Consider the following 18,407-nt stretch of genomic DNA (forward strand, 5'->3'; position numbering starts at 1 on the left):
CCCAACCCCCAACCCCTAACACCCAACCCCCAACCCCCACCGAAAAACTTTTTCAGCAGACCCTAAGTAGGGTTAGTTATCAGTTATCAGTTATCAGTTATCATTCATAATTCAGATCATAAAATATCTTTTCTTTTTTGCAACCAATAGGTAAGGAGAAAATAAATAAGGGAATGAAGAATTAATACTCCCCAATTCAATAACAAATTATTGATAGATAATTGATAAACTTGATTGGTATCCTCAAAGGGTAAAGGGATCTTAAAAGTATTTTGTTCTTTCGCTTCTGCAATCATAGCTTCCACCTCTACTAATACCCCGTAGGCAGCAATTGACCAGCGACTAATCATCAACCATGATAGATATTTCCACAGACCTTCTAAGCTAAATAATACCCCTGCAAAGATAATCTGAGGGATTAAAATTAAAGGTAAGGCGCTATTTGCTTGGGTGATGTTATTAACCCCAGCAGAAATTAATAAACCGAGATTAATTGCCGCAAATATAGTTAAAAATGTGGTAATAAAACAGCCAATTAACCAGGTCATTAATTCCGGTTCCGGTTGAGTAAATCCCCAAAATATCACGCAGGTAATTACAATTGTTTGCAGAAAAGCTAAGGCTGCTAAAACCAGAATTTTTGAGAATAAATAGGGTAATAATCCCAGATTAACTAATCTTTCTCGCTGATAAATGGCTGATTCTTTGACAATTTCCTGTAGGGAACAGGCAAAACCTACCCACAATTCCGCGCAGGTAAACACAAAGAGAGTTTTTAAGGCTAAAGTTGCCGATTCGATAGCCTGATCAAAACTGGGATTATCTCCCAAAAATAAAGGATCTTTGTCCCGTAAAATCATGGCCATTAAGAAAATTCCAATCGGGGCGGTTAATAGGTATAAAATTAAACTAAATTGATCACGGATAATTAACTTGCTATAGCGTTGACATAAAACCTGTAGTTGTGTCCAAAAAGATTGTTGAACCTGTTGCGGCCTACTACGATTTTGCTGAAATATTTTACCGATTCTTGCTTCAATATTATTTTTGTAGTAGTCGGATTGTTGAAAACGTTGGCATTCTTGCTCAACTTTTTCCCTAGTTTCCAGATGAATATAAATATCGGCAAAATCCCCCTGAGGTAAAGAGAAAAAATTTAAGGCCTCCCCCGGAGAACCAAAATAACATAAATTGCCTCCTTGACCGAGGAAAACTAATTGATCGCAGAGATTGATATTATTAGTAGCATGGGTGACTAGGAGAATTGTTCTGCCTTCTTTGGCCAATTTTGCCAGCAATTCCATCATCTTTTTATCTAAACCGGGGTCTAATCCCGAAGTGGGTTCATCTAAAAAGAATAATTTGGGATTAGCTAATAATTCTACCGCAATACTCACCCTTTTTAATTGACCACCGCTTAAGTCTTTGACTAAAGTATTTCTTCTTTCTAATAACTCCACCTGCTGCAGGGTTTTCTCGATCACTTCTTGGCAATTAAGATCGGGAGGTAGCCTTAATTTAGAAGCGTAATATAACACTTCTCCCACGGTTAAATCCCTGTGGACGATATCGTATTGGGGAACATAACCGATTTGGGTGCGATAGATATTAAAATTCTGGCGCAGCTCTTCCCCATTCAGATAAACAGTTCCCGAGGTGGTGGGTTCAATTCCCAATAAAGTCTTTAAGAAAGTCGATTTTCCCGCACCACTTCCCCCAACAATCGCCACTAATTGACTCGGTTCGATCGGTAAGGAGATATGATTGAGAATTATCAAGGGTTGTTTCTTTTTATCCCGCACCATCCTGACGATATTTTCGGCATCTAGACGGATATTATCCCCTGTATCTAATAAAACTAATTCATCTCCCTGCAGCCGAAAACTATAGGGACCGATTCTCACTGTACAACCGTTAGTTAAAATGGCACTACCCGATACTTTTTCTCCGTCGATAAAGACTCCATTGGTGCTTTTGTCGTAGAGAATATAACGATTTTGGTTATCGCTGTCGATAATTGCGTGTTGTCGGGAAATTGTCGGCGCGTCTAAAACCACAGTCGCGGTATTATCTCGTCCTAAAACTACACTGCGATTGCCTAGGGAAACCGATTTAAAAGCTAAAGGTGGGCTTTTTACCGGTTGGTTAGGATGATAATAGGTGATCTTGACCCAATTTTTGACATCTTGACCGATATTAATCTCATCTCCATTTCGTAAAAGATAGCCCTCTTTGGGAGTAATCACGCGATTGTTGATAAAAAGTTTATTGGAACTAGGATTAGTCCCGTCTCCATCGTGGATATAGTAATCATTTCCCTGACGACGAAAACAAGCTTGTACTCGACTCACCAGCGTCCAGTGTTGGGGAACAACTAAATCCACCTGTTGACCATCCCGCCCCAATTTATAATTAGGACGACTCAGATTAATAGAAGGGAGAATTTCTCCCTGATTGTTAAGAATAATGTAGGGTTCTTGACTAATAACCGTTTTAATGTTGGGAGAATTGGTCATAAAAAGTTGATCGGTGGGTGGCGTTCGCGGGGGACGGTAAGAAGCTAAGATAGAATTGATGTCTCGATCGCTACTGTTAACCTCAGAGTCTGGAACGAACTCTAGAGATCATGTTAGTAAAACTTCTTAGGATCGATCGAGCTTGTCTAAATTCCTATTCCTAAGACCTATCCACAGGTTATCGTGCTGTTAGACGATGGTTACAACTCCTATTTCTCCTACCGCCAAGGTTTCTAAAGTCGAAGGTATCAAAGAACACAGTAATTATCTACGAGAACCTTTGGCCAGTGAACTCCTCGAAGATACAACCCATTTTACCGATGCGGCGGTGCAGATCCTTAAATTTCACGGTTCCTATCAACAGGATAATCGCGACAATAGAGCCAAAGGTCAAGAAAAAGACTATCAAATGATGTTGCGTACCCGCAGTCCGGGGGGTTTTATTCCCGCGCAACTATATCTTACCCTCGATAGTTTGTCCGATCGCTATGGTAACGGCACTTTACGGGTGACAACCCGCCAAGGCTTCCAATTACACGGCATTTTAAAGAAAAATCTCAAAGCAACCCTCGGGGAAATTATCCGCAGTATGGGATCCACTTTAGCGGCCTGTGGTGATGTTAATCGCAATGTCACCGCACCGCCAGCCCCCTACAAAAATCGCCCCGAATACGGCTATGCTTGGGAATATGCCAATAATATCGCCGATTTGCTCACTCCCCAAACTGGAGCCTACTACGAAATTTGGCTCGATGGCGAAAAAGTGATCAGTGCAGAAGAAGCACCAGAAGTCAAGGCATCGAGACAAAAAGATACAAATGGCATTAACAAAAATGATCCCATCGAACCGATCTACGGTCAACATTATATGCCCCGTAAGTTCAAGATCGGTGTCACTGTGCCGGGAGACAACTCCATCGATATCTACACCAATGACCTCGGTTTGGTGGTGATTACCGACGCAAACGGGGAATTACAGGGTTTTAACATCCTTGCGGGGGGTGGACTGGGAAGGACCCACAATAAGGAGGAAACTTTCCCCAGAATGGCCGATGCGATCGGTTATGTGGACAAAGAAGAGGTGTACGATCTGGTAAAAGCGATCGTGGCAACCCAAAGGGATTACGGAGATCGCGGCGATCGTCGTCATGCCAGAATGAAATATATCCTCGAAGAATGGGGAGTAGAAAAATTCCGCAGCACTGTTGAGGGTTATTTCGGCCAAAAAATCGCACCCTACCAACCCCTCCCCGATTGGAAATATCAAGACTTTTTGGGATGGAATGAACAGGGAGACGGAAAATTATTTTATGGTCTTCATGTAGAAAATGGCCGGGTCAAAAATGAGGGCAGTTTTCAGCTAAAAACCGCCTTAAAAGTGATTATCGAGCGTTTTCAGTTGCCCATGCGCTTGACGGCTAACCATAATATCATTCTCTACGAAATTGAACCCAAGGATCAGGAAGCCGTGGAATCGATCCTGAAAGAACAGGGAATTATCACCAATCCCGCCGAAATTGACCCTTTAACCCGTTATTCCATGGCCTGTCCCGCTTGGCCCACCTGTGGATTAGCGATTACTGAGTCAGAAAGAATTTTACCCAGCGTGATTGAACGCATTCGCACTCTGCTTAATCGCTTAGGATTAACCAAAGAGGAATTTGTCATCCGCATGACAGGATGTCCCAATGGCTGCGCGCGTCCCTATATGGCAGAATTAGGATTTGTGGGTAGCGCTCCCAATTCCTACCAACTCTGGTTAGGGGGAACGGCCGATCAAACTCGACTAGCGCGCCCCTATTTGGATAAAATGGCGATCGATGATCTAGAAAAGGTCTTAGAACCGATTTTCGTTTACTTCCAACAGGATCAACAAAATAACGAAACCTTCGGAGAATTCTGTCACCGAGTCAATTTCCCTGCTTTACAAGCATTTTCAGCCACCTACACACCTAAAATGACCGAAACTACTACTACTGAATCAAAACCCAAACGCGTGCGTAAAAATCAAAACCGTGTCAGCGTCCCCGATGAAATGTTTGTCCGTCTCAAGGAAGCTTCGGAAGCGGAAAAACGGCCGATGAATCAAATCATCAATGAGGCGCTAGAGGCCTATTTCAGCCAAAAATCCTAAGTTATCAAGGTGGGTTAAATCCCACCTTTTTTTATTAGTATATTCATAGGGTCGGTCTGTCGAAAAAATCATCGTCCATCACATCAACACATCAATCACAATCAAAGCAATGAAGGAACAACGCGCTCAAGCTTATGTGAATTTAATTGAACAGTTGCTTGCTCGTGCCGATGATGAGGAACTCAATAATATTCTGCAAGCTAATCAGGAATTGATTGACCCCCAATTTTTGCAGGTGATGGAAAACTATGCAACGGGGTTAGAAGAACAGGGAAATAATAATCCTGCTGCTTGGTTACGGGATATGGTGCAACAGTTGGGGCAGTTTCTCAACCTTCAAGCGGTAAGTATAGAGGAATATCAGAAGTTTTTATCAGAAGTCTTACAAGCAGAATTTGAGAGTGATGGTAATCCTACGGTGGTTTATCCTATCCTACAACGCCGTCAACATCTGTTAAATGATACTTTTGCCCAACTGTTGCAACAATGGGCTAGATATAGGTTTTCTCAAGGAAAGGCTGAAGAAGTGGCAGTTATTGCCGCGGTGATTGGAGATTTATGTAATAAACTTCAAGAGTTTCCCTTGGGAAGTCGAGCTAATAATCTAGAAATTGCTATTAAAGGCTATCAAACCCTCTTAGAAGTATATACCCGTGAAGCCTTTCCCTATGAATGGGCAGCAACACAAAATAATCTGGGGTCTGCTTACATTAAGCGCATCAAAGGGGAAAGGGCAGATAATCTAGAGTTAGCGATTATTGCTTACAACCAGTCTTTAGAAATCTATACCCGTGATGCTTTTCCTGAAAATTGGGCAGTAACACAAAATAATCTGGGGTCTGCTTACATAAACAGAATCAAAGGAGACATAGTAGAGAATATAGAAACCGCAATTTTCTGTTATCAAGAAGCCTTAAAAATTCGTACTTTTGATGCCTTTCCTCTTGACTGGGCAACTACTCAAAATAATTTAGGTAATGCTTACAGTGAACGAATTAGAGGGAATAAAGCCGAGAATATCGAAAATGCAATTGTCTGTTATCAAGAAGCCTTACAAATTTGTACCCGTCAAGCCTTTCCAGGAGATTGGGCAGAGACACAATATAATTTAGCCAATACTCTCAGAGAACGATTTAAACTTCTTGGTAAAGTGGCAGACATTCAACAAGCAATTAACTCTTATAAACAAGCTGGAGAAATTATTGAAAAAACCGAAGACAAAACCTTATATTTTAACTATTCCTATCAATTAGGAAAAGCTTTATTTGAGGGCGGATATTATACAGAAGCTATTGAACACTCAGAAAATTGTCAACAACTTTATCAAAAACAAAAGGATATTAGTAGTTTGGCTCCAATTTTATTGGAACTTGCCCGTCTCTATCATCGCACTGGTAGGCTCGAACAGGCAAGACTTTATTTTAAAGATTCTTTACGTCTATTCCGTCGTTTAGGTGATCAAGATAATGTGGCTTCTGTGACAACTGCACTGGGCAATCTAGAAATACAAATTGGCAAGATTTCCCAAGCTTGTAGTCATTTAAAAGAGGCGCAAACATATTATCAAGAAAACAATAATTCAGAACGACTAGAGGAAATTAATCATCTACTAAAAATTCTACAATCAGCTTAAAATGACAAGACTCAGCCGTTATCAATCAACTCTCAAAAAATGGGGACTTATAGAAAATCCTTTTCGACCAACTCCCCCCGATGATCCCGAAAAATTAGCAAAGATTTTTTATGGACGCGATCAAGTTTTAGATATAGTTATTCCGACCCTCTATGAAGGACGTAATATCTTAGTTAGGGGAGCTTGGGGTATTGGTAAAACTGCCTTAATTTTTAATTTAATTCATCAGTTACAACAGGAAGTAGCGGAACTAAATGAAAAAATGTTAGTCCTTTATTTAAGTAGCATTCCTGGGGAAAGTTCCACGGAATTTTATCGTGCTTTATTATTAGCTGTAGCCGATAGTTTAGCGGATAGTGATCAAGAATCAAAAGACATTGCTAATACACTTTTAGGGTATTCCATCCAACGCAATAAAACCACTACTGAAGGACAAGTTAAATTAGGCTTTTTATCCTTTGGCAAAAAGGAAGAATCCCCTGCTAATCAACTGACTCCCACCGCCAATGCTGATCCCTATCCTTTACTCATTCGTTTATTAGATAGAGCCGAAGAAATTTATTCTCGTATTGTTATTGCTATTGATGATTTTGACAAAAAAGACCCCATTGTTGTCCAGACAATTTTAGAAAGTAGTTTAGATTTATTTCGGATGGGAAAACATCGAGGATTTATCATGACAGGAAGAGGCTTTACCGAGCTTCAAGAAGCAACTTTAAAAGCCCTTGGTATCTTTTCTGAAGATATTCCCCTTGAACCCATGAGTCAAGATGATTTACGTCACATTGCTATTAATTATCTTAATAGTGCCAGAAACGAACAGCGAAATGATCCCTATCCTTTCACAGAAGAAGTCATCAATTTAATTACGGGTTACGCTCAAGGAATTCCTCGAGAACTGAATACTATCTGTGAAAAAGTATTACGGCAAGCTGCTTCAGCAGAATATGAAATTATTGATGAAACTGCTTTTGATTCAATTTGGCAAATCCTTCAAAAAGACTTTACTGATTATTTAAGTCCTCAGTTTCGTCATTTATTATACGTTGCTCATCAAGCCGGTGGCATTAGTGAGAATATTTCTGATCAAACTTTGGATAAACTTGATGCTATAACCTTTGTTTCTCTCTTGCCCCAACTTAAATCGATGGAAGAACAAGGATTATTAATTCGTCAAGAAGATCAAAGCGGTTTTCGTTTTGTTCCTTCCCAATTATTTCAACCTAAGTTACTCCCTGAGTCTCAGTCTGAGTAAATAATAAATAGCTCCTTCGATGTACAAGGTGAGCGCATCTCAAACGCTATTGACAATTGAGATGGCAAATTCTCCTCAAATATGCCTGAAGTGCTTTCAGGGTAAGCAACTCACATAAAGTTCATTTTGTCAAGGGTCGTTAAGATGCGCTTACCCTGAAGTAGCTGTAAGCTCACAGCCATTTTTTATCTCAAATGTCGGGGGGCTGAAATTTGGCCTCTAACCTCATCCCTAAACCTTATTCCCGATTCCATCCAGGAATACTGTTAGGAAGTGAAAATTTATGTCACAATGACTCTATAAGGGCGGTTTTTTAGTGAATCGCCGAGGCCGTCTATTAATCGAATCGATGTCTTTGAAGAACGTAGTCCCAAACTGGAAACCTGACTTTTCTTACCCATTCTTGCCACTACTAGCGGGATTTTCCTCCCTTTTGTCTTATCCACGGGAATTCTTGAGCTATTGCCGAGATTGGCATTTTGTAACTTCCCGTTAGTTGAATTCAACAAAAGAAGCTGTTTAGGAGCAATTATATGTTACACCGCAAGATTTATCAATTCTGTATGGATGGTCAGGAAGTCTGCATTTTCTTGCGCGATCAGCAAAGATGGATTGATAATGCTCGTATTATCGATCTAGAAAGCGATCTCGTCACCATTCGCTACGAAACAGAAGAAGAAGACGAGATTAGTTCTTGGGAAGAAATGGTGCGTTTAGAAAGTATTGGTGCGGTTAGCAGAAAACTGGCCTCGGTGTCGCGGACGAATCCTGATATTAATGTCTCGGAAGATTGTCCAGAAGCAGAACAACTTTATCCCCATTCTCCCGATAGCTTAGATTAATTTTGTCGATTTAACTGACAGTGGCTAGAAGTCCCGAGGTTTTAACAATGGCCAAGGGACTTTTAGGGGATGGAAAGGAAGAGAGCCGGTAAGAATCACCGCTTGTTCTAAAATTATCGTCAAAGCCGCCAGATTTTCTCTATTATAAGCCAGAGGAGCAAAATGAATTCTAATCCCTACGTCGCTGCCAAGGATATCTATCAAAAATTTGTGGCAGTAGTAATAGTTTTAGTTAGTTGTTGGTTAGTGACTTTTCCGGCCTTCGCCGGCTCCGCCCCTCTAGAAGTTAAAATTAGTCTAGGATCCGGACAAGGAGAATTAAAATTCTTTCCTAATCAATTAAACTTTATTGCTGGACAAAAATACAAATTAATTCTCGATAATCCCAGTCCCACTAAACATTATTTTACCGCTAAAGACTTCGCCGATGCTAGTTGGACGCAGAAAGTTGAAGCGGGAAAAGTGGAGATTAAAGGGGCGATTCACGAACTAGAATTAAAACCTAATGCACAAGCAGAATGGGTAATAGTTCCTCTCAAAACCGGTAAGTATCAATTAATCTGTACTATTCCGGGCCATGCTGCAGCGGGAATGGTGGGAGAAATCGCCATTAATAACCCATGAATTTAAGAAAAATTGTCTCCTTTGTTTTCCTATTATTTATTCCCCTATCGGTGGTCGCTAGTCGTCTTAATTGGGGAGATCAAGCTATTTTTATCACTGCCGCTTTATCGATCATTCCCCTGTCAATTTGGTTAAGTACGGCTGTGGAAAGAGTTGCCGTAGTCACCGGGCCAGCTTTGGGAGGATTAGTTAATGCTATCTTCGGCAATACCACCACTTTAGTTATTGCCTTAATTGCCCTAAAAAAAGGCTTGGTGGACATCGTACAAGCCAGTATTACCGGTAGTATTCTCAGCGACTTATTATTATTTATGGGCATGGGAATGCTCACGGGAGGAATTCGCTACAAAGAGCAAGAATTTAAACCGATTTTAGCGCGGGTAAATGGTTCTTCCATGACTTTAGCAGTAATAGCGATCGCTTTACCAACTTTGGTAATATATACTTCTAACGTGGTGGAAGTTGCCGATATTCTCAGTCTTTCCCTAGTCACTGCCACGGTTTTATTAATAGTTTACGGGTTAACTTTATTATTTTCCCTCAAAACCCATAGTTATCTCTACGAAGTGGGATTAAGTAATGAAAATACCCCTGACAATCAGGTTAGTGAGGAAGAAAAAGCTCAAGTCTGGATTTGGTTACTTGTGCTGCTTACTTCCACCGTAGCTGTAGCTTATGAGTCGGATTTATTTGTTGATGTAGTGGAATCGGTTATGGAAGGATTTAATCTCACTCCTCTCTTTATCGGGGTGATTTTCATCCCTTTAATTAGCGATGTTTCTGGAATAGTTACCGTCACTCAATTAGCCCTAAAAAATCAGATGGATTTAACGGTTTCCGTGGCTATGGGTGATAGTTTATTGGTGGCTTTATTCGTAGCCCCTTTATTAGTTTTTATCGGTCAATTTTGGCAGCAACCGATGGATTTAAATTTTAATCCCTTTAACGTGGTGGCTTTGATTGTCGCAGTGGTTGTCACTAATTTAATCAGCTTTACTGGTCGTTCCAATTGGTTAGATGGAACCCTATTACTAGCCACCTATTTAATCTTGGCAGTGGCTTTTTATTACCATCCTGCCTAGCAAAAAAAGAGATTTGGGTATTTTCTGAGATTTCTGTCTTAGAATGGATCGGTATCACCTTACCGCCGCAGGATTGCTGATGATGAAAAGAGGGTTTTGGTTTGTCGTCGGGTTAGTAGTAACGATAATTCTGCTTCCTTCCCTAGTTCTTTCTAATTCCATCGGTGAACAGGGAATTTATGCCGATCGCCTGCGGGCGGAACCCTATAATTTATTAGGACGAAAAATTGCCATCGGTCAAGTGGAAATCGGCCGACCGGCTCAGTTCGGTTATGATAAAGTGGCAGCTTGGCAACCTCCCTATAAATTAGCCGGTGTTTTTTTTCGCGATCAAATTGCCAAACCCAACACCTATCTCGATAATCACGCCGCTATGGTGGCAACGGTGATGGTCAGTGATGATAAAAAAATCCCCGGAGTTGCCCCAAAAGCGAGATTATATTCGGGTGCGGTGGGTTCTTTGCGACGCGGCGGACAACCGGAAGAATGTCTTGCTAGTCAAAATATTGCCCGACAAAATAGCGGTGATGTGCGCGCGATTAACTTTAGTTTTGGGGAATCTTTGCAAAGAGATCAAAGACAGGAAGCAAAATTAGATGGTCAAGCTTTATTAACTCAATGTGTTGATTGGTCATCGCGAGTTGATGATGTTCTTTATGTAATTGCTGGCAATCAAGGTAAGGGAGGAATTCCCATTCCCACCGATCATTTTAACGGCATTACCACCGCTTATACAGCCAAAAGAGAAGGAAAATTTACTAAAGTTGATTTTGCTAATATTAGTGCTTTGCCGGTGGGTATTGGCCGCAGTTTAATTAAACGGGAAATTAATGATGGTTCGCGACGGTCAATTAATTTAGTTGCCCCTGGCAATAAAATAGAGCTTTATGACCTCAAAGGTAAATTAAATACTGTTAGTGGCACCAGTTTCGCCGCTCCTCATATTACGGCATCGGTGGCACTTTTACAAGAATACGGCGATCAACAAATTAACCAAAAAAATCCCCATTGGAGTCTCGATTCTCGTCATCATCAAGTGATGAAAGCAGTCATGCTTAATGCTGCCGATAAAATTAAAGATACGGGTGATGGCTTACGGTTAGGTATGAGACGGACGGTCTTAACTAAAGACCAAAAAACTTGGTTAGAGTCCGATGCTTATAAAGACCCGAAAATTCCTTTAGATATGCAGATGGGTACGGGACATCTTAACACTTTTCGCGCCTACGAACAGTTTAGTAATGGTCAATGGTCAGCCACAGAATCTATTGCTGCTATTGGTTGGGATTACGGTACAGTTACCGCTAATGATTATCAAGATTATGCCCTAGAGAAGCCATTAAAAGCTAATAGTTTTGTCTCGATAACTTTAGCATGGGATCGTTTGGTAGAATTAATCGATACTAATCGCAATAATCTCTATGATATCGATGAAAGTTTCCGAGATCGCGGACTGAATAATTTAGATGTTTATCTTTTACCTGCCCAAGAGGATAATAATACTAAATACACCTGTGCTTCCCTGAGTGATAGTGATAGTTTAGAGCATATTTTTTGTCCTATTCCTACCTCTGGAAAGTATAAAATTCGGGTTCAATATCGTCAGCAAGTTAACGAGAAAGAACAGGCTTTTGCTCTCGCTTGGTGGACAGTACCCGAATAATAGAAATGATAGTAAATCCTGTTTAAAAAGTATAGGAGAGTGGGGAGAAAAGAGCGGGTTTTTAAAGCCAGATTCTCTACCCCATGGCAACCCCTACAGGACTTTGATTTTTCTTTGGCACAGCTTCCAGCGGTTATTGAGAGGTTCTCCCGAATAATAGTCCCAATAAGCTTTTTATTATCCAGAGTAATGCTAAGGTTGCAATCGTTAACACAGCCCATCTTGGTAAGATATTTAGTAGATAGGCTATTACTCCAAATGCAATAATAAAAAGAAGCAATGATTTCAAAGCAGAGATTAGGGGAGAGGCTTGTGTTTTATAGCTGCTTGGACTACTTCTTTGGGACAGGAAATAGTATATATTCAGAATTTGTTTGAGAAGCTGATAAGATTGAAGTCTAAGCAGTCGTTTACCAGTCTTACTAGATTCTATGATATCACTCAAAATTATCGCTGACCGAGCGCCTAAACTTTTGAGAATATTAGAAGGTATATCTTTCACTATTGTTTCTGAACCAACTCCATATTCACCCAGGAAGTATTCTTTTTCTTTCCCTTTTAAATCTTCTAGGAAACGTTGAGCAAGCTCTGCAGCAGCTAAGGGAGTTACTGCTTTGTCAAAATAGCCACCAACATAGTTGTAGATTGGTTCAGGAGTTGAGTCAATTTTTTGTTGATTCCATTCCAATTGTTCAGAAATTGAGTCTTTGAATACATTCCCTAAATTTTCCTTAAGAATAGCACTATGTCCTAAAATGACAAGCTTATTTAAGAATTCTTCTAATTCTTCTTTTGCAAGGGTTGTATTAGGTTGAGCAAGTTTAATTAGGTCTTGAATTAGCTCATTTTTTTCTGTTTGTGTTTCTGTGGGAAAAGATTCATCAACAAGTCGCTTGACGTATTCTTGAATTTTCTCTTCCTCAGTTCCGGGGAATTGTTCTAGTTTAATTTGGCGACTTACAACTCCAGAGAAGGCTTTTAAGGATTCTGAAGTTAATAACCCATCAACAATACGGTTGACTCCATCTAACCGTCCCCAAAGTATATCATTAGAACGCCAAGATTTCTTAAAAAAGCCTCCAAAAGCACGAAATTGATCTCCAGCTAATTTTTCTTTAAGTCCCTTATCTTTGCCAAATCCTTTATCAGCATCATTGGGAGAAATACGAACAAGTTTAATTAGATTTTTGTTTTGGATATCGGACAAATATTGATAGGGATATATTACTTGATCAATTAGCTGAAATTTCTCAAATTTGCCAATTGCTGGTTCTATATTCTCCGATTGTTCAGTTAACAACTTCGCAGCAGCTTGTTCTATTTTTTCTAAGATTGTTTCACCTTTGGTTATAGTTAATGCTCCCCAATCTTGATCTAGATCCATAACTTTAACCTTGTCCCGTAATTGTCTCCGGATAGAACCGATTTTGTCAAAATCTAGCTCTTTGAGATTTTCTACGGTAACATCGGCTAAATCTTGACTATCTAAGATAAGACGCAACAACGTTAATAGATAATCATATATTTTTTTGCGCTTCAAATTTACAGATTGTTGATTATTGTCTTCTTCCTCTTCTGTAATGAGTTGATAAAATTTTTGGCGAACAGGTTCGGATTTTATGACTTCTTTGACAACCTGATCAATGACTTTGAGCAACTCTAGCAGCCAAGTGATTTTATTGGCTAAATTTTTCAACTCTGTATATTTGGCAATATTATCTGTATCTTTGGTAATAGCATCAGACATCAGAGAGTAAATTTGAGATGAGAGAAAGTTATGTTTTCTAATAGCATATTGAAGATCTAGATTTTCAATATTTTGAGCTAGGGAATTTAAAGTTTCCTCTCGATTTTTAATTTCCTCTAAATTGTTAATAAATTGGGTCAATAAAGTAGCACTTTTTTCTAATAGTTCTTCCTGTTCTTGTTCTTTGCCAATGAAATATTGGTTGTCAAAAATTACGAAGAGAATACTATCTCTTAAACTGACTAAACGACACCTCCAATAACGATTTTTGGCTTCTGTTGTTTGTTCATGTACTTCTTCATCAACACTTTTTAATAACAAGTTATAGCGACGAATTTTGTCGTTAATATCTTTGATTTGTTGAAGATCTTTGCCAATACTTTCATACCTAGGTAAACTGATTAGAGAACCGGTGATGACTTCCCAAACAGTAGGTTGCTCCATTTCTGTAAATTTGCTACTGTTAACAAAGCTTTCTGGATTGGGATCGAGATAAAATAATTGACGATTGACAGGACGATCTGCTGTACGATAATACATGGCTTCAGTGGTATAACTAAAAGGACGATTATCTAGAACTCCCCCATCAACAAAATAGATTTTATATCCCTCTTTTGGAGGTTCTTGCGGAAGGAGGCGATTTCTCAAAAGCTTTCCCCATTCTTGTAGTTTGTTATCTACCTTATTATCAGACTTAATTTCGACAGGTACTACAGGAAAAGCAAGGGGAAAACAAGAGGTGATTCGACAGAGTTTAGCTAAGGCTTTTTGAGTATCTGCATCTTTGGTAGAAAAAGGATCTCCAACATCTTGATCTTCTCGATATTTAAGCTGAAAAATGCAACGATGATCTTTGATTTCGATGACTTTTCCAGTGTTGTCAAAGGTTTGATGGATTCTTCCTAAAACATCAGTGCCAGTGATAAATAAATCTAGTTCGTTAAACTCTGAATACCATTCTCCATCAGGAGCAGATTCTTGTTTATTTCCAGCTTTTTCAAAAGCTTTAAAAAGTTCTTCTTGATAGTAGCCTTCGCCGTTTAAAAGAGAATTAACATCTATTTGATTATTTTCTTTTTTGAGCGGACGCAGTAATTTATTTATATCTCCACTTTCTCGCCAAATATCTCCAAATTCCTTGAAGTCAACTACAATTTTTTCGTAGCTATTAGCAACTGCATAGCTCAAGAGAACTCCATTAATTCCTCCCGCTGAAGTTCCCGATACAATATCAACAACAATATCTGAATCGGTCAGTGCTTTAATTAATTTATAAATTCCCCGACCCCTTGTTGCATTATAAAATTCTCGACAAACACCATTCATGTAAACTGCTAGAGAAACCCCACCATAAAGGACTAATCCTAAGCGAGTTTCCTTACGAAAATCTGGTTTTTTCAAGCAAGTGGCTGACGAAGATTGTGTGTTGTGACCAGGTGTTGCAGTCATAGCAAGTCTCGACGGTTATTTGACGTTCTAAAAGATACAGGTACAGTTGGGAGTCGTTTGTGGCGGTTTTTGCGATCAGGGTTGGGACGCTCTACCACATTTCCCAATATACAATGATACACACCCCCCCGCCACAAACATTGTATCCTACACTATATTTTAAGAAATCTTTACATTTATCCTGGTATTTGAGGTTGCGGGGAAACAGCAGTCAGAAGTTAGATGAGAACCATTAAACCCAGCTAAAGCGATGCAGTGGTAAAAAGCGAAAAACTGCACGGCTAATCACGTTCTTGACTGGTAAAAATCCCCAGATATGGGAATCGTTGCTATTATTACGATTATCTCCCATGACAAAAATTCACCAGGAGGAACCTGAACTAACGGCAAATTATAGCGCGGTGCTTCTAAAACTATTTAAAACGGATTTGGTATAATTTAAATACTGACCAACCTCTGAGAGACACCTCGTTTTCTTTTCGGGATAACATCATCAGAGATTCCCCAATAATTTGATGCCTGAGACATATTATATAGTAATAATTCTGCTGGCATTTTTTCTAAAATAACTCGGTTGAGATTGGCAGTATTGACGTTCATTGCTCTCATCACAGCATCACCAAGTTCTTTCGATAATAGCGGAATAACCGCATTACCAATCTCACGAAAACCATGCCATATTGTGCGGTGAAACTGAAACCAATCGGGGAATGTATGCAGTCTGGCAGCTTCTCGCACAGTGATACAACGAGGAATAGAATAGTGAATAGGTCTAGGAGCAGTATAGGCCCCTTTGTCACTATTTGTTCCGGCGCGGAGAGTATTACATAAACCGGTGGGGGAAAGCTTTAAAAAGCGACTTTTTCGCTCCACTGTACCCGGTTCGGTTAAGATAAATCTATCAATTGATCTTTGGGTATGAACTGAGCCTATATGTCCATATATTTTTGTATCTACTGTTCTTTGATGGCAAAGTTTAAAAATATCCCTTGGCTGCACTGAATATTTTTTCCTCTTGCCACTATAATCTAATTTTGATGCGGGTATGCCTAAATCAGTACCGATAAAAGCTGGTATTAATTCTAAATCTGAGATGGCATCATAGACGCTGGTAAAAGCTGATTTTTCTCCTGACAAAACAGCAGGATATGCGGCCATTGTCACATCCTTGCGACTACCAATTAAGATTAATCTTCTGCGCTTTTGAGGTGCGCAGTATTCACTAGCATCTAGGATTTTAATTGGCTGATTAATTGTATAGCCAATAGCTTCAAATTCAGAGATTAACTCCTCTAAAAATTGTTTATGTTTACCAGTAGCCATGCCGGGGACATTTTCAAAGATAAAATACTTGGGTTTAATTTCCCCTACAATCCGCAGATATTCAAATACTAGGGAATTTCTAGGATCATCTATTTGTCGTTTGCCAATAAGTGAAAAACCTTGACAAGGGGGACCACCAGCAATTAAACTAACATCGGTGGCATAGCCTTTGAGTTTTAATAATTCTAATATTTCTCTACTGGTTACTTTGGCTATATCCCGGCAAATAGTTTGACAATAGGGAAAGTTAAAATGATGAACCAAGGAATGGACTGCATCAAATTCTACTGCTACAGCAACATCAAATCCTGCCGCTTCTAAACCAAGGGACATCCCACCGCAGCCAGCAAATAAATCGATCGCAATTGGTCTATGTTTCACCTTGATAATTAGTTCTCTATTGTCTGCTTTTCATTATACTGTATTGTCGCAGTAAACCTTTGCGGTCAATGTAATGACTTCTTCTCTTTTGCCGATTATTCCTGCTGTTGACGATGTTTTGTTTAATTTTGCTCAATCTGATGGGTTTATCTCATCAGGTGGTGAACACTAGGAGAAACTGAGAAAACGGGTTTCTTCGAGAAACTATTTAGAAAACGGGTTTCTTTGAGAAACCCGTTTTCTGGTAATCAATGTTAATTTATGTTATAGTACCCTTGAAAAATTGGCGATTGTTTGCACAAAATAGTCGCAGTAAACCGGGAGCATCTCACTTGTGCAATGAGTATTAATGCTTATAGCAGTCAAAAACTAGAAAATCTTGAACCTGATCACAAAGAGAAATGAGATTATAATAGTTATAACTTACGATTCAGAATATATCTCGATGGGAGGAACAGTCCAATGTTATCAGAAAATGAAAAAAGAATTAAAGAGTTATGTCAAGAGTTAGGGCAATGTCTTTATGAACAATCCCAAGTTGAGAAATTTAATAACTTGGCAGAGATAGAAGAGACTGTTAGAGATTTAATGATTGGTGTATGTCAACCCAGAAATCGGTATTTTTTTGTCAAAACAAGCACAGGAGAAACAGCCGGTCGGACAAGAAAAGTAAAAAGTATTTTGGGCGAATTACCAATTACAGAAAAACAAGCGAAGAAGTTAGAAGTAAAGCCTCGGACTCAGATGAGTCCAATGTTAGAGAAGAACTGTTTGCTATTAAGTGGCGATGAATCCTACGAGAAATCGGCGCAGAAAATCAAATCATTGACAGGAATTGCTGTTTCTCACAGTACCCAACAACGCCTCGTACATCGCTATGCTTTTGAAGAATTACCGTCTAACCCAGAAGTTGAAGTCGAAGAAATGAGCATAGATGGCGGTAAGGTACGACTAAGAACTGCCAAGGGAAAAGCCTTGATTTGGCGTGATTATAAAGCAGTGAGTTTTCATCAACTGGGGGTAGCGGCCTTTTTTCAAGATAACTCGGCTTTATTAGATTTGGTTAATTCTCAAGTTTTGGCTGAACCTTTAATTTGTTTAGGAGATGGACATGATGGTATCTGGAATTTATTTGGTCAGATAGGAGAGAAACAGGAAAGAATTGAAATATTGGATTGGTATCATTTAATCGAAAACCTCTATAAAGTTGGCGGGTCATTCCAGCGGATTGATGAGGTAAAATGTTTTCTATGGAAGGGGGAAGTGGATGCTGCTATCTCCTGTTTTGAGGGATGGTCAGAGCCGCAAGTGGAGAATTTTATTATTTATTTGAACAAGCATAAACATCGAATTGTCAATTATGGTTATTTGCAGGCAGAGGGCATTTCGATTGGCTCTGGCTCTGTTGAATCAAAAATTAAACAAATTGCTCATCGTCTTAAAATTACTGGTGCAAGTTGGGAATCTGGTAATGTACCGCAAGTCCTTCGTCATCGCTCTGCCTATCTAAATGGTTGCCTTTTTTAACTTTTTTATTGAGTTCATTAAGCATTTCTACTTATTACAAAGGTGAGATGCTCCCCAGTAAACCCTTCTGGTGAATATCATGAATCCTTCCCTGTTGCCGATTATTCCTGCTGTTGACGATATTTTGTTTAATTTCGCTCAATCTGATGATTTTTGGGCTAATTTGGCAACTGCTGTTGGCACAAGTTATGATGTGGTTAAGGCAACAGAATTACGACAGCAGTGGCAAAG

11 protein-coding genes and 2 pseudogenes are annotated in these 18,407 nt (G+C 39.4%); 9 read left to right on the plus strand and 4 right to left on the minus strand.

The annotated features are described in order from the left end of the window. Positions 1 to 116: 116 nt before the first annotated feature. Positions 117 to 2,516, minus strand: coding sequence for an FHA domain-containing protein (locus tag IM479_RS07130; protein WP_287686749.1), 2,400 nt, complete (start codon positions 2,514 to 2,516; stop codon positions 117 to 119). A gap of 196 nt (positions 2,517 to 2,712) precedes the next feature. Between IM479_RS07130 and sir the strand changes: the two genes are divergently transcribed. The 7 genes from sir to IM479_RS07165 all read left to right on the plus strand — a co-directional run bounded on the left by sir (position 2,713) and on the right by IM479_RS07165 (position 11,749). Beyond that, positions 2,713 to 4,650 (plus strand): sulfite reductase, ferredoxin dependent, encoded by a 1,938-nt coding sequence (gene sir / locus IM479_RS07135; RefSeq protein ID WP_287686750.1) that lies wholly within the window; start codon positions 2,713 to 2,715, stop codon positions 4,648 to 4,650. Between the two features lie 304 nt (positions 4,651 to 4,954). Beyond that, the gene (locus IM479_RS07140) at positions 4,955 to 6,283 is read left to right on the plus strand and encodes a tetratricopeptide repeat protein (RefSeq protein WP_502845704.1); all 1,329 of its coding nucleotides are present in this window, start codon (positions 4,955 to 4,957) and stop codon (positions 6,281 to 6,283) included. A 1-nt stretch (position 6,284) separates the two neighbouring features. After that, a complete protein-coding gene (locus tag IM479_RS07145) occupies positions 6,285 to 7,538 on the plus strand; it encodes an ATP-binding protein (RefSeq protein WP_024969798.1) in 1,254 nt (417 codons plus the stop codon). 533 nt (positions 7,539 to 8,071) lie between these two features. Then, positions 8,072 to 8,380 (plus strand): DUF6679 family protein, encoded by a 309-nt coding sequence (locus IM479_RS07150; RefSeq protein WP_002735547.1) that lies wholly within the window; start codon positions 8,072 to 8,074, stop codon positions 8,378 to 8,380. 162 nt (positions 8,381 to 8,542) lie between these two features. After that, positions 8,543 to 9,004: a cupredoxin domain-containing protein gene (locus IM479_RS07155; RefSeq protein ID WP_287686754.1), complete on the plus strand. Its 462-nt coding sequence runs from the start codon at positions 8,543 to 8,545 to the stop codon at positions 9,002 to 9,004. Next, positions 9,001 to 10,086 carry a calcium/proton exchanger gene (gene cax, locus IM479_RS07160; protein WP_287686756.1) on the plus strand — a complete coding sequence of 362 codons (1,086 nt, stop codon included), beginning with the start codon at positions 9,001 to 9,003 and terminating at the stop codon, positions 10,084 to 10,086. The genes IM479_RS07155 and cax overlap by 4 nt, the downstream gene beginning before the upstream one ends. Before the next feature lie 43 nt (positions 10,087 to 10,129). After that, entirely contained in the window at positions 10,130 to 11,749 is a 1,620-nt protein-coding gene (locus tag IM479_RS07165; RefSeq protein ID WP_287686757.1) for a S8 family serine peptidase, read from the plus strand. Between the two features lie 133 nt (positions 11,750 to 11,882). Here the strand turns inward: IM479_RS07165 and IM479_RS07170 are convergent, their stop codons facing one another. From IM479_RS07170 to IM479_RS07180, 3 genes and pseudogenes are all read right to left on the minus strand, one after another. After that, positions 11,883 to 14,945 (minus strand): patatin-like protein, encoded by a 3,063-nt coding sequence (locus IM479_RS07170; RefSeq protein WP_287686759.1) that lies wholly within the window; start codon positions 14,943 to 14,945, stop codon positions 11,883 to 11,885. Between the two features lie 232 nt (positions 14,946 to 15,177). Further along, positions 15,178 to 15,359, minus strand: a pseudogene (gene lepB / locus IM479_RS07175) (signal peptidase I); the annotation flags it as partial. Between the two features lie 24 nt (positions 15,360 to 15,383). Beyond that, positions 15,384 to 16,649, minus strand: coding sequence for a DNA cytosine methyltransferase (locus IM479_RS07180; RefSeq protein WP_287686760.1), 1,266 nt, complete (start codon positions 16,647 to 16,649; stop codon positions 15,384 to 15,386). 462 nt (positions 16,650 to 17,111) lie between these two features. Between IM479_RS07180 and IM479_RS07185 the strand changes: the two genes are divergently transcribed. Both IM479_RS07185 and IM479_RS23015 read left to right on the plus strand, forming a co-directional pair. After that, on the plus strand, positions 17,112 to 18,176 hold the full coding sequence (locus IM479_RS07185) for an ISKra4 family transposase (RefSeq protein WP_287076471.1): 1,065 nt from the start codon (positions 17,112 to 17,114) through the stop codon (positions 18,174 to 18,176). Between the two features lie 79 nt (positions 18,177 to 18,255). Next, positions 18,256 to 18,407: pseudogene (locus tag IM479_RS23015) on the plus strand (calcium-binding protein); the annotation flags it as partial.

Source organism: Microcystis sp. M165S2 (genome assembly GCF_020245885.1).
GTDB lineage: Bacteria > Cyanobacteriota > Cyanobacteriia > Cyanobacteriales > Microcystaceae > Microcystis.